Origin of the sequence: Floridaenema flaviceps BLCC-F50, assembly GCF_041929275.2 — a bacterium.
In the GTDB taxonomy this organism is placed as follows: domain Bacteria; phylum Cyanobacteriota; class Cyanobacteriia; order Cyanobacteriales; family Aerosakkonemataceae; genus Floridanema; species Floridanema flaviceps.
In genome coordinates, this window is sequence record NZ_JBHFNR020000002.1 from 787,799 (window position 1) to 800,221 (window position 12,423).

Genomic DNA, 12,423 nt, shown 5'->3' on the forward strand with positions numbered 1-12,423 from the left:
TTTCCCAAAGCGATCGCTAACAAATCTGAATCTCGCGTAACCAAAAAACAACTAGATTATCCCCCTAGATAGTAACTCAAGTTTCTAGTTCTAAGATGAGGCTGGTAGTAGGTAGTGGGTAGTGGGTAGTCGGTAAAGGGACTGCTACTACCCACTAACTATTACTGTCCTTAGATGAAAACAGGGAAAAATCAAAAATAACTCTAAAATTCCCCATCAAACTAACCAGTATTTGCGAAACTAGTAGAGCCAATGGCTCTTTGAGTATCAATTTAATTAACTATGGAAGCGAAAATATTAGATGGTAAAGCTTTAGCCCAAAAAATTCAAGCCGAGCTAAAACAGCAAGTAGAAGAATTAACACCGAAAATTGGTCGCCCCCCAGGGTTAGCAGTACTCATGGTAGGCGATAATCCAGCTAGCGCCGCTTATGTACGGAATAAAGAACGAGCTTGTGAAAAAGTCGGAATAGCTTCTTTCGGCAAACATTTCCCCACAGAAACTAGCCAGGAAGAACTAAAACAAGTAATTGAAGAACTCAACAAAGACGATCGTGTAGATGGCATTTTAGTCCAGCTACCCCTCCCCGATCATTTAGATTCCGTCTCCTTGCTGCACCAAATAGACCCAGATAAAGACGCAGACGGACTACACCCAGTCAACTTAGGGCGCTTAGTCAGAGGAGAAGCGGGGTTACGCAGTTGCACTCCCGCCGGAGTCATGCGCTTGATGGAAGAGTATCAGATTCCCCTTAGAGGTAAAAAAGCCGTAGTCGTCGGACGCAGCATTTTGGTTGGTAAACCACTGGCATTAATGTTACTAGCTGCCGATGCCACAGTGACGATCGCTCATTCCCGCAGCCAAAACTTAGGCGAAATCACCCGCGATGCCGATATTTTAGTCGCCGCCGCCGGACGCAAAGACCTAATTACAGCTGATATGGTTAAACCAGAAGCCATTGTCATCGACGTAGGGATCAACAAAGTCACCGACGAAGCAGGTAACTCCCGCCTAGTCGGAGATGTCAACTTTGATGCCGTCAAAACCGTAGCCGGATACATCACCCCCGTCCCTGGCGGCATTGGTCCGATGACCGTCGCTTTATTATTAGCCAATACCGTCTGGAGTTACAGTCAGAAGAAGGGGGTAGGGGGTAGGGGGTAGGGGGTAGGGAAGAACTCCGAAAGCTCCCTTTCTTCCCTAATGACCAATGACAAATGACTAATGACCAATGACAAATGACCAATGACCAATGACAAATGACAAAGAATAAAAAATTCGCAAATTAGCGATCGCCCATCCCCTGTAGAATTGTTACGGATGTAGACTCAATCAAGGAATCGAAGGATGGTAGCTACGGACGACAAGTTTTCGGCACAGGGGCAATCTCCTCCCTTTGACCTCTGCAAATACTTGGCCCAACGGCAGGCTTTGGTGGAGGCAGCGTTAGAGGATTTTCTTCCCATAACTTATCCTGAGAAAATTTATGAGGCCATGCGCTATTCCTTGATGGCTGGGGGTAAGCGCTTGCGTCCTATTCTCTGTTTAGCTACCTGCGAACTGGCTGGCGGGACGATCGAAATGGCGATGCCGACTGCTTGTGCTTTGGAGATGATCCACACGATGTCGTTAATCCATGATGATTTACCAGCAATGGATAATGATGATTATCGACGTGGTAAATTGACAAATCACAAGGTTTATGGCGAAGATATCGCAATTTTGGCAGGTGATGGCTTATTAGCTTATGCTTTTGAAATCGTCGCTCAAACAGAAAATGTCCCGGCAGAACGCTTGGTGCAGGTGATTGCTCGTTTAGGTCGTGCGGTGAGTGCGGCTGGGTTAGTTGGGGGTCAAGTGGTTGACCTAGAATGTGAAGGGAAATCAGATGTTACTATTGAAACTCTGAACTTTATTCACACCCATAAAACGGGCGCTCTGCTAGAGGCTTGTGTGGTTTGCGGGGCGATTATTGCTGGGATATCAACCACAGATTTGCAAAGATTGTCTCGTTATGCTGAAAATATTGGGTTAGCATTTCAGATTGTGGATGATGTTCTGGATATTACAGCTACCCAAGAAGAGTTGGGCAAAACCGCAGGCAAGGACTTACAAGCGAAAAAGGCAACTTATCCTAGCCTTTGGGGTTTGGAAGAGTCTAAATGCAAGGCTCAGCAATTAGTGGCGGCTGCTAAGGCAGAGTTAGCACCTTTTGGGGAAAATGCTCGACCGCTGTTGGCGATCGCAGAATTTATTACCACCCGCACTAACTAAAAGTCTGTAGAACAGGTAACATTTAGTCAATTTTGTCTCCTACAAGACTTAACATTTAAACCTGCCCACAAAATCTACAGCAGAATCCTACATAATCCTAAATTCAACCTAAAAGCCAAACTTGATATGCAGGAATTTTGCCAGAGTCTTCTAGAGAACCACATATTGTTGGTTGCTGTTATTGCCAGTTTAATTGCTCAAATTACGAAACTCGCCATCGAGTTGGGCAAAAACCGGAAAATTAATATCCGTGTTTTGGTGGAAACAGGCGGTATGCCCAGCGCCCATTCAGCCTTAGTCACAGCTTTGGCAACGGGTGTAGGGCTGAAAATGGGATGGAATAGTCCTGATTTTGCGATCGCCGCCATCTTTGCCATTATCGTCATGTACGATGCCGCTGGAGTTCGTCAAGCTGCTGGCAAACAAGCACGCATCCTCAATCAAATCATTGATGAGCTATTTCGCGAACATCCCACCTTTAACGAAGATCGTTTAAAAGAATTACTTGGACATACCCCTTTTCAAGTAATTGTTGGCTCGGCTCTCGGTGTAACTATTGCCTGCCTAGCAGCACCAGCTTATTGAGCAGAGGGCAGGGGGCTCTTTTGGGCAAGAGGGCTCTTTTGGGCAGGGGAGCTCTTTTGAGCAGGGGAGCTCTTTTGGACAGGAGGGGCAGAGGGGCAGAGGGGCAGAGGGGCAGAGGGGCAGAGGGGCAGAGGGGCAGAGGGGCAGAGGGGCAGAGGGGCAGAGGGGCAGAGGGGCAGAGGGGCAGAGGGGCAGAGGGGCAGAGGGGCAGAGGGGCAGAGGGGCAGAGGGGCAGAGGGGCAGAGGGGCAGAGGGGCAGAGGGGCAGAGGGGCAGGGGTGATGATAAATAATAGATGATTAATATCAGAAAGGTAAAAAGTTTTCTTCTGCCTGCTTACAGATTTTTAGTTAAAGTTTTAGATTTTTATTTTAAAAAATAAAGAAAGTTTGTTGTTCTTTTTTCTCCCCTGCACCCCTGCACCCCTGCACCCCTGCACCCCTGCACCCCTGCACCCCTGCACCCCTGCACCCCTGCACCCCTGCCCCCCTGCTGGCTCATCGTGGAGTTTCCACTTGTGGTTTGAGCAATGTTACTCGATTTCCATCTACTAACATTACTAAAAAACCGCGATCGTTCAATAGGCGAAAAGTATTATTAGCATTTCTCTCATTACTAGTGTACAAAGCCAAAAGATAAGGTCTTTGTCCAAAAGAAGCTAAACCAATTCTTTTCCCTAAAAGTTGCTGTAATTGAGTCGCAATTTCCGGCTGATTTCCATAATCTACCAACACAGCATAACCCCTGCCTAATAATCGCGGATTAAAAGCAGGTAAACTCTCTGTGGCAGGTTGAGGTTTTGGTTTTTCCTGTGTATTACTAACAGGAGCGGGAGGAGAAGTAGGTTGAGGTCGATCGGCAACTCCTGCATCTGCGGTTGGCTCGACTACAAAAGCAGACAAACCAGTACTTTCTTTGATATTTTGTACTAAATCTTGAGCTTCTGACAAGTTAGTGAAGCCGCCAACACGAGTCACTATATTATCTAAATATCGGCAAACTGTAGCTTTAGTGTTACTAGGAAGAGATTGCCGTAATAAGCGTTGACTCTGGCGATTCTTTGTTACTACAAATAACAAATATTCCCCTGCTGCTGGTGGTTCACAAGTTGACTCACGAGACTGAGCCAAAGCACCGTTCACTCCCACACCTAACCCAATAATTGTTATTAAAGCAGAGCTTAAAGTAGCAAAAGCTCCCTTAATCGCAGTTTGACTCATGGCTCAGTAATTGGTAATCCAGTGATAAGTTTTGAATGAAAGTTTTACACTCAAAACCTAAAACTTAAAATTGTTTTTTAGCAAGCGCTTAAGCAACGGTTGCTAAAGAAGCTAAGGGATCGGGAATAGAATTAGATGGCGCTGTGAATTCTCCAGTAGCTACGTATTCCAAGCGCAATTTTAACCAAGTAATAAATTGCTGATTGGTGGAAATTATTGCACAAGCTGGTTGCGGAGTTTTAGCTTTAATAGCTGCCATTTCTTTAGCTTCTAAAAATGCGGGTTGTTTGACTAACCAAAAATCAATTTGTTTTTCTTTTTCGTGATAGTCTCTCACTCTTTCCCGCAATACTTCGTCTAGCGGTTCTTCTTCCAACAAAAACTTTTGACTTGCCAAAACGTAGTAATAAGTTGCCATTTGTCAATCTTCCTTCATCATTTGTTATAAGTCATAAGTCATAAGTCATAAGTCATAAGTCATAAGTCATTTGGAAAACAATTTAAAATAAATCACTTTCTCAGCAATGACCAATAACCAATGACCAACGACCAATGACTAATGACCAAGAATAGCTTCTTTCATTTCTCTGACGGCTCGTTCTAAACCAACTAAAACCGCCCGACTTATTATTGTATGACCAATGTTGAGTTCTTCCATACCTTTAATTGCGGCAACGGGGTAAACATTCCAGTAAGTTAGTCCATGTCCGGCGTTGACTCTTAAACCGGAAGCGATCGCCATTTCACAACCTTTAACTAAAACCTGAAGTTCCTTTTCCCGACTTGCTTCGTCATGCGCCTCGGCGTATTTCCCCGTATGCAACTCAATAAACTTAGCTTTTACCTTAGCAGATGCGGCAATTTGGGCTTCATCGGCATCAATAAACAAACTTACCGGAATCCCGGCACTCTGTAATTTATCTACTACTAGACTCAGGCGATCGACTTGTCCCGCTATATCTAGTCCGCCTTCTGTGGTGACTTCTTCTCGACGTTCCGGTACTAAGGTAACGTAATCTGGTTTGATATCGAGAGCGATCGCCACCATCTCATCCGTCGCCGCCATTTCCAAGTTTAAATGCGTGCGAACCGTTTGCCGCAACAACCGCACATCCCGATCTTGAATATGTCGCCGATCTTCCCGCAGATGTACAGTAATCCCATCAGCGCCAGCTAACTCCGCCAACACCGCCGCTGCTACCGGATCGGGTTCCACAGTCCGACGTGCTTGGCGAATCGTCGCCACATGGTCGATATTAACACCGAGCGTAGGCACTTTTTACTCTCCATCTACCTCGAATCGTCCGTTTTTCATCTTACTAGAAACAGAGTCATTAGTCATTTTATTAGACTTACTTTTTGATTCAGATTGTTGAAGCTGAAATTATGGGCTACCTCAAAAGACTAATTCCGTGAGAGAATTTTAGAGAAGTCTACATTATCCGATCGACCAACTTTAATAAACTACTCTTAATTCCTTTGACTAGGAAAAAGTCTAATGAATCTTGATATTCGCACTATTCTTTTTCTGGGCGCAGTTCTATTATCTTTGCAAATCATACCTTTAGTTTTGCTGTTTGTACTGACTAATCAATATAAAGGGATTAACCATTGGTTGGTCGGCCATACATTAGTTTCCCTTGGATATTTTCTTATAGTCTTTCGCGGAGCTATTTCTGATTTCTTTTCGATTATTATTGCTAATATATTAATAACTGCCGGGTATTCTTTTAGTTTGCAAGGCATCTCATGTTTTACCGAACAAAAGTTCCCGCGTTATTGGATTTTGGCTTTAAACAGTATTTTTTGGGGGATTCATTTTCATTTTACTTATATTATACATTCTCTTTCTTTACGAATCATCAATATTTCTTGGATTAGTTTTATAATTAGTGTATTTTCTGCTTCTCAACTACTAAATAATAGAGATAAAAGACTGCTTATTTCCAGCCGTTTTACCGCGATTATCTTTTTATTACACAGCAGTCTTACATTAGCTCGAATTATAATCACAGTGAACCATGAACTTCCAAATTCTTTATTTGCGCTTAATCTTGACGGGTTTCAAGTTTTTTATTTTATGGCCTGTTTCATCAATAGTTTTTTGATAACAACAGGATTCATCGCAATGGTTTGTCAAAGACTTTATCAAGACTTAAATACTTTAGCAGAATGTGATTTTCTGACTAATACTTTAAATCGCCGTGCTATAGAACGCCAAATTGATAGAGAAATTGCTTATTGTCAAAGAAAAAATAATAAAATAACTTTTATTTTGATGGATATCGATCGCTTTAAATCAATCAATGACAACTATGGACACGATAGCGGAGATCTTGTTCTTAAGCATTTTACACAAACCCTTAATCTAATCATACGGCAAGAAGATCTTTTAGGTCGATGGGGAGGAGAAGAGTTTCTCGTTGTTTCCAGAGTCGATAGTGTTGAGGATGCTGTTGTTTTAGCAGAACGATTACGAAGTGCTATCCAAAACGAAAAGGTGATGGTACATCATACTACTATTACTTATACTGTCAGCTTGGGGGTTGCTGTTTATGGTATACATGGTCAGACTAAACAAGAACTAATTATAGCAGCCGATCGAGCATTATATGATGCTAAAAATTCTGGGAGAAATAAAGTTGCGATCGCTCAACCATCTGATTAAGCGATCGGATGAATCTACTTTAACTGTTCTACCGCAAAAAAGTACCCTCACGGGTACTCCAAAAACTACTATCGGATCGTTAGAATTGTGGAGATCATTAGTAAGCTTAATTGCTGGAGAAAAGTAGGGTTCATCGTCTGATCCCAGCATTCATTCTTTGCCTTTTTAATAAATAGGAGAACAGTATGCCGTTGAAGGAATACGGTGTTTTGAAGGGTCGTCCGATCGCACGACGACTCGCAGTGACATCGAATGCTCATTACCAAGTTCACTTAGTCGATGATAATACTGATTACCGAATTGCAATTAATGCAAATTCAAAGCTCAGTCCATCTGAATTGGAATATTTAATGGACGAGAACTTTGTCCATCCAATTACATCAAACCTGGTTAATTTACCTCTGGGTTTTAAGCGTCTTGAATCCAAACCTGGTGGGTTAGCATTAGATTTCATTCGGGGCAATCTGTTCGATCGCAGGAAAATGATTCCATTACCATTCAATGTTCCTGGCCCAGATAATGACTTAAACGAAAAGATTGACAAATATATTCAGCGGGCAATGTCAGATGAAGATGCTCTGATCTACGCATTTGGCGAACGTTGGGGGCCAGAACGTAATATTAAAGACAAAATCTTTGGTTTTCTGCCAGGTAATGGCATTCATGACATACACATGAACCAAGGCAATGACAAGAAGTTTGAGCGAGATGATGGAGTTTGGCAGGATGGTGCCTTGTTGATTCACTTTCCCTCAGAAAATCGCTGGATTGGTATCTTTCTCAAGTTTCAGTCACAATGCTGGCATACTGATGATAAAACTGGACACTGCATTACGGCAAAACCTGAACCAAGCGATCCAACTCAAACCCCAATTGAAGGTGAACCTGATTTAGTTATTCGCATTATTGCGGCACTTGTCAATCCAGAAGGTGCCGATCCGGGAAAAGAAACAGTAACCTTACTCAACACCTCACCTGCATCAATTGATTTGACTGGATGGGCGATCGCCGATCGATTAAAGAACAAACATCCTCTATCAGGAACACTGGAAAAGGGCAGCACATTGGTCGTAAAGTTACCTGAAACTGTACAACTAGGTAACAAAGGCGGCATTATCACACTGCTGGATAATCGTGGCATTAAGATTCATGGGGTATCTTATACCGAAAAACAAGCCGATCGTGAGGGGTGGTCGATCGTATTTTAAGTTCTTCAGCTTAAACCTCTCCTTTTCTCTTCTCTGTGTCCTCTGCGTCTCTGCGGTTTAAAAAGATCTTTTTTTGAACCGCAAAGAACGCAAAGAGCGCGAAGAAAAAAGAACTTTTCCAAATCGATTTAGTGTTTTGCAACTACTAAATCTACTTTGCTTCAGTATTATTTTCTTGCTGATCTTTGATAGGACGCATTGTGGGGAACATCACCACATCACGAATGCTTTGGGTATTAGTTAAAAGCATAACTAATCGATCGACTCCGATTCCCATTCCTGCACAATTTGGCATTCCCAAAGACAAAGCTTCAATGAAATCTTCATCCATCGGATGTGCTTCATCATCGCCTGCGTTTTTCTGTGCTAACTGTTCCTCAAACCGCTTTCTTTGTTCTTTCGGATCGTTCAACTCAGAAAAACCATTCGAGTACTCTGTACCTGCAATAAATAATTCAAACCTTTCCACAAAACCAGGTTTGCTACGATGTCCTTTTGCTAACGGACTCACTTCCACCGGAAAGTCAATAATGAAAGTTGGTTGAATTAATTTTGGCGCAACTAACTTATCAAAAACAGCATAAAGCACATAGCCTAAACTCTGTTTTTCTAAATTAGAAAGATGCAAGTCTAACTGTTCAGCTTTACTAATTGCATCTGCCAATTCCAAACTATCAAAATCCAACCCAGTGTCATCTTTAACCGCTTCCACCATTGTTTTCACTTGCCAATGTTTGCCAGTAAAACCAGGAAACTTCTCGCTGTGGTCGTATTTCCGTTCTAAACTAATATTTTCCCCTTGATATTCAATTTCCTGCTTATCTCCATGCACAGTTTTAGCAGCGTAGCAAAATACCTCTTCTACCACTCCCAAAATATCAAAGTAATCAGCGTAAGCTTGGTAAACTTCCAAAGAGGTGAATTCAGGATTATGAGTACTATCAACACCTTCGTTTCTAAATACTCTTCCTAATTCAAAAACTCGCTCAAAACCGCCACAAACAGCCCTTTTTAAAAACAATTCTGGCGCAATTCTCAGGTACAAATCTACGTCCAAAGCATTGTGATGGGTAATAAATGGACGTGCAGCAGCACCACCGTAAATCGCTTGTAAAACCGGAGTTTCGATTTCATAAAACCCGGTTTCGGTTAAATAATTCCGAATGCTTTGGACGATTTTACTGCGAAGTGCAAAACGTTGGAAAGATTCCAAGTTTCCTGCTAAGTCCATTTCCCGATGACGGCGACAAGTTTCTGGATCGTTAACGCCGTAATAAGCATCAGGAAAAGGAATAGTAGCTTTGGATAATAATACCAATTCTTTTACGAGAATTGATAACTCGCCTCTATTAGTACGACTTCCAATTCCCGATGCACCAACAAAGTCTCCTACATCGAGAAGTTTTTCAATTTGTTTAAAAGATAAACCAGTTTCACCTGTTACTACTTTTTTCTCGATTTTCAGTTGAATTCTACCTGTAGAATCTCGTAAATCGATAAAAATAATGCTACCACTATCGCGTTTAGAAGTAATGCGTCCAGAAACTTTTATTGGTGTTTCTTCGGGATCGTTTTGTCCATTTTCGAGTTCTTTTCCGGGTTGACTAAATAAGTCCCTAACTTGCTGCGTTGTATGCGATCGCTGATATGATTCGCTAGGATAGGGTTCTATTCCCTGCGATCGCAAATCTTCTACCTTCCGCGCCCGAACTTCTGCTTCACTCTGAGTCATCAATAATTACCCTGCACAATACCAAATACAAAATTTTACATTAGGGAAGCACTTATCCCATCCAAAATCTTAGCGTCAACGTAGACAATCTGACACTTCTGAAGTTTATCCACAGTCTACCGCACCCTATCTTAACGCAAAAACGCCGACCATTCCCTACTACCCGATTGGCGTATCTTCCTCCCCTTCTCTCTTCTTCTTCCTTCGCGCTCTTTGCGTTCTTTGCGGTTCAAAAAAAAGATAATTAACCCCAACCCAGTATAAATCTTTCCCGACATTTAACCTAATCGCAGAGACGAGAGTCAAAACAGCTACCCAAATCAATAAAATGTAGTTACACACCTTCCCTTAATCACCAAAAGGTAAACAACAGCATGAGTCTCACACCAACACAGTCAAAACAAAAGCTAACATTTGAGCAATTTCTGCAACAATATCCTGATGATGGTCGTTATGAGTTAGTAGATGGGGAAATTGTGAGAATATTAGCAACTAGACAACATGACGATATCGCAGATTTTATTACAGAACAACTTAATAAACAAGTTGACAGACTCAACTTAAATTATAAAGTATCTGGTAGAATTATGATTGCCACTTTAACAAAAAATGGCAGAGAACAAGGACGTTTTCCCGATGTTAGTGTAGTAAATTTAGATGTTTGGCGTGCTAACCGTTTAGCTTATTCTGCTTTGCGCGAACCTTTGCAATTAGCTGTAGAGGTGGTATCAACAAATTGGGAAGATGATTACATTGATAAATTAGATGAATATCAACGTTTAGGTATTTTTGAATATTGGATTGTAGATTATTTAGCTATTGGTAGTAGAGATTATTTAGGTAATCCCAAAAATCCTACAGTTTTTGTTTATCAATTAAATGAAGGAGTTTATCAAGTTACAGCTTTTAGAGGTTCCCAAAGAATTATATCTCCCACTTTTCCCGAATTGGAATTAACTGTTGATGAGATTTTGGGGGTTTAGGCGATCGCAGGCTTCCTGTAAATGAAAACATTGGTATTTAACTAAACTCGATCGCCTAAAATCGCATTTAAGATGACCAAGAATCACGATCCCTGCTAATAAATTCATCAGCTTCTTGGGAAGTAGCAAAACTCCCCTTACCCGTGCCAATCATACTCCGCATTGTTCTCTTCTTTTGCGGTAAACTTTCCACAATCACAATCACATCTACTGTAGTGCCTGGGAGCAATTCTGTGGAACTAATTTCAATGATTCCCCCAGGTTTAACAACTGCTTTTTGTCTCAATGCTTGATTCATATTGTTTCACCTCTAGTTAATACATTCTAGAAGGGAGGGATGCTCAAGATTGGGTTAATGAGTTACGAGTAGTTTGTGGAAAGTGCCAAACTGGAAGTAGCGATTCGAGGAAATTTTAGGGGGTTAAGGCTATGACGGTATCCACTGAAAAGAAAGTTTGGACAGATGCAGAATTTATGGCATTACCCAAAGATGGGCATCGTTACGAATTGGTAAATGGTGAGGTTGTGGATATGGGCAATTCAGGGATGGAACATGGCTATGTTGCTTGCATTTTGACAATAGTCTTAGGGGGGTATATTCGGGCTAACAAACTTGGAGCCATTTGTGATTCCAGTACAGCATTTACCCTCAAAAGAGGAAATAAACGTTCTCCTGATTTTTCCTTTATTGCAAGGAACCGCTTACAGGGGTTGAGTCGTCCTCCTCGTGGCTTTTTCCAAGGTTCTCCCGATCTAGCTGTGGAAATTCTTTCTCCTAGCAACACTATTGAAGAAATTCACAACAAAATTGTGGAATATTTCGAGAATGAAACGCGCTTAGTTTGGGTGATCCATCCTGATGAAAAGTATATTTTGGTTTATCATTCTTCAGAACCCGATCGCTTTCTCCGCCCTCAAGATAACTTAGATGGCGAAGAAGTAGTACCGGGTTTTTCAATGGCGGTATCAGAACTGTTTGAAGAATGGGACTTTTAGGAGATGATGGCTATAAATAAAAGGCTGCGTCTTTACCTCGACACCAGCGTTTTCAATCGCCCTTTTGACGATCAATCCCAGGTCAAAATCTTTCTAGAAACCCAGGCGATGCTACTAATCTTGCAAATGATCCAGAACAAACAAGTAGAGTTGGTTAACTCCAATATTTTAGAGTATGAAAACAGCCGCAACAGCGATCCCGATCGCGCAAAAGCCGTCAATCTCTATCTCAGCCTTGCCAGCGTTCAACAAATTGCCAATGAATCGATTCGCCTACGTGCCAAAGAGTTAGAACAAAATGGAGTTAAAGCTATGGATGCTTTGCATATTGCCTGCGCCGAAGCAGCTAATAGCGATTATTTCCTAACCTGCGACAAACGTTTAATTAATAAGTGTAAATCTCTGAGCCTTAGAGTGATGAATCCAGCAGATTTTATTTTGGAGATTGAAGATGAAAGTAAACCTGCCAACTGAAAAACAAGTCATTCAAGAAGCACTGGAAATCTTGCTAACCCACATGGAACCCCTAAAAGTCGCTCGTTTTGTAGCTGCCTGTAACTTAGGAGAGGGAGATTACCTGAAAACCAAAGATCAAGTGTTTGCAGGCGAGACTGTCGATAGCTTGTACGAAAAAATTCAAGCTTTTGAGGCTGGAAAAAATGAACTAAAACAGATTTAAAGCGGGCGGCGGGAATCGAACCCGCATTAATAGCTTGGAAGGCTATAGTTTTACCACTAAACTACGCCCGCATTGCGAC

14 protein-coding genes and 1 tRNA gene are annotated in these 12,423 nt (G+C 41.9%); 9 read left to right on the top strand and 6 right to left on the bottom strand.

What is annotated here, in order from left to right; all coding sequences use genetic code 11:
• The first annotated feature begins 282 nt into the window (after nucleotides 1–282).
• From folD to ACE1CI_RS23660, 3 genes are all read left to right on the top strand, one after another.
• Nucleotides 283–1,164 (top strand): bifunctional methylenetetrahydrofolate dehydrogenase/methenyltetrahydrofolate cyclohydrolase FolD, encoded by an 882-nt coding sequence (folD, locus tag ACE1CI_RS23650; protein ID WP_413262343.1) that lies wholly within the window; start codon nucleotides 283–285, stop codon nucleotides 1,162–1,164.
• A 183-nt stretch (nucleotides 1,165–1,347) separates the two neighbouring features.
• Complete coding sequence (gene crtE / locus ACE1CI_RS23655; protein ID WP_413262344.1) at nucleotides 1,348–2,274, top strand: geranylgeranyl diphosphate synthase CrtE; 927 nt, start codon at nucleotides 1,348–1,350, stop codon at nucleotides 2,272–2,274.
• A gap of 126 nt (nucleotides 2,275–2,400) precedes the next feature.
• Complete coding sequence (locus ACE1CI_RS23660; protein ID WP_413262345.1) at nucleotides 2,401–2,859, top strand: divergent PAP2 family protein; 459 nt, start codon at nucleotides 2,401–2,403, stop codon at nucleotides 2,857–2,859.
• A 496-nt stretch (nucleotides 2,860–3,355) separates the two neighbouring features.
• Here ACE1CI_RS23660 and ACE1CI_RS23665 read toward each other — a convergent pair whose 3' ends face one another.
• The 3 genes from ACE1CI_RS23665 to ACE1CI_RS23675 all read right to left on the bottom strand — a co-directional run bounded on the left by ACE1CI_RS23665 (nucleotide 3,356) and on the right by ACE1CI_RS23675 (nucleotide 5,354).
• Entirely contained in the window at nucleotides 3,356–4,078 is a 723-nt protein-coding gene (locus ACE1CI_RS23665; RefSeq protein WP_413267224.1) for a hypothetical protein, read from the bottom strand.
• Between the two features lie 88 nt (nucleotides 4,079–4,166).
• Nucleotides 4,167–4,496 carry an MgPME-cyclase complex family protein gene (locus ACE1CI_RS23670; protein WP_413267225.1) on the bottom strand — a complete coding sequence of 110 codons (330 nt, stop codon included), beginning with the start codon at nucleotides 4,494–4,496 and terminating at the stop codon, nucleotides 4,167–4,169.
• Nucleotides 4,497–4,634: 138 nt separating this feature from the next.
• Nucleotides 4,635–5,354 (bottom strand): pyridoxine 5'-phosphate synthase, encoded by a 720-nt coding sequence (locus tag ACE1CI_RS23675; RefSeq protein WP_413267226.1) that lies wholly within the window; start codon nucleotides 5,352–5,354, stop codon nucleotides 4,635–4,637.
• 222 nt (nucleotides 5,355–5,576) lie between these two features.
• Here ACE1CI_RS23675 and ACE1CI_RS23680 point away from each other — a divergent pair, with 222 nt between their 5' ends.
• Both ACE1CI_RS23680 and ACE1CI_RS23685 read left to right on the top strand, forming a co-directional pair.
• A complete protein-coding gene (locus ACE1CI_RS23680) occupies nucleotides 5,577–6,746 on the top strand; it encodes a GGDEF domain-containing protein (RefSeq protein WP_413267227.1) in 1,170 nt (389 codons plus the stop codon).
• Between the two features lie 185 nt (nucleotides 6,747–6,931).
• Nucleotides 6,932–7,954: a DUF2278 family protein gene (locus tag ACE1CI_RS23685; RefSeq protein WP_413267228.1), complete on the top strand. Its 1,023-nt coding sequence runs from the start codon at nucleotides 6,932–6,934 to the stop codon at nucleotides 7,952–7,954.
• A gap of 151 nt (nucleotides 7,955–8,105) precedes the next feature.
• Here ACE1CI_RS23685 and lysS read toward each other — a convergent pair whose 3' ends face one another.
• On the bottom strand, nucleotides 8,106–9,686 hold the full coding sequence (lysS, locus tag ACE1CI_RS23690) for a lysine--tRNA ligase (RefSeq protein ID WP_413267229.1): 1,581 nt from the start codon (nucleotides 9,684–9,686) through the stop codon (nucleotides 8,106–8,108).
• Nucleotides 9,687–10,060: 374 nt separating this feature from the next.
• On the opposite strand from lysS, the gene ACE1CI_RS23695 reads away from it, so the two are divergent.
• Complete coding sequence (locus ACE1CI_RS23695; protein ID WP_413267230.1) at nucleotides 10,061–10,669, top strand: Uma2 family endonuclease; 609 nt, start codon at nucleotides 10,061–10,063, stop codon at nucleotides 10,667–10,669.
• 67 nt (nucleotides 10,670–10,736) lie between these two features.
• Here ACE1CI_RS23695 and ACE1CI_RS23700 read toward each other — a convergent pair whose 3' ends face one another.
• Nucleotides 10,737–10,967 carry a hypothetical protein gene (locus tag ACE1CI_RS23700; RefSeq protein ID WP_413267231.1) on the bottom strand — a complete coding sequence of 77 codons (231 nt, stop codon included), beginning with the start codon at nucleotides 10,965–10,967 and terminating at the stop codon, nucleotides 10,737–10,739.
• Nucleotides 10,968–11,098: 131 nt separating this feature from the next.
• On the opposite strand from ACE1CI_RS23700, the gene ACE1CI_RS23705 reads away from it, so the two are divergent.
• The 3 genes from ACE1CI_RS23705 to ACE1CI_RS23715 are packed head-to-tail and all read left to right on the top strand — an operon-like array spanning nucleotide 11,099 to nucleotide 12,344.
• Nucleotides 11,099–11,665 (top strand): Uma2 family endonuclease, encoded by a 567-nt coding sequence (locus ACE1CI_RS23705; protein WP_413267232.1) that lies wholly within the window; start codon nucleotides 11,099–11,101, stop codon nucleotides 11,663–11,665.
• Between the two features lie 3 nt (nucleotides 11,666–11,668).
• A complete protein-coding gene (locus ACE1CI_RS23710; RefSeq protein ID WP_413267233.1) occupies nucleotides 11,669–12,139 on the top strand; it encodes a type II toxin-antitoxin system VapC family toxin in 471 nt (156 codons plus the stop codon).
• Entirely contained in the window at nucleotides 12,117–12,344 is a 228-nt protein-coding gene (locus tag ACE1CI_RS23715) for a hypothetical protein (RefSeq protein ID WP_413267234.1), read from the top strand. Before ACE1CI_RS23710 ends, ACE1CI_RS23715 begins: the two co-directional genes overlap by 23 nt.
• Here the strand turns inward: ACE1CI_RS23715 and ACE1CI_RS23720 are convergent.
• Nucleotides 12,345–12,415 (bottom strand) — tRNA-Gly (locus ACE1CI_RS23720).
• Nucleotides 12,416–12,423: the final 8 nt, after the last annotated feature.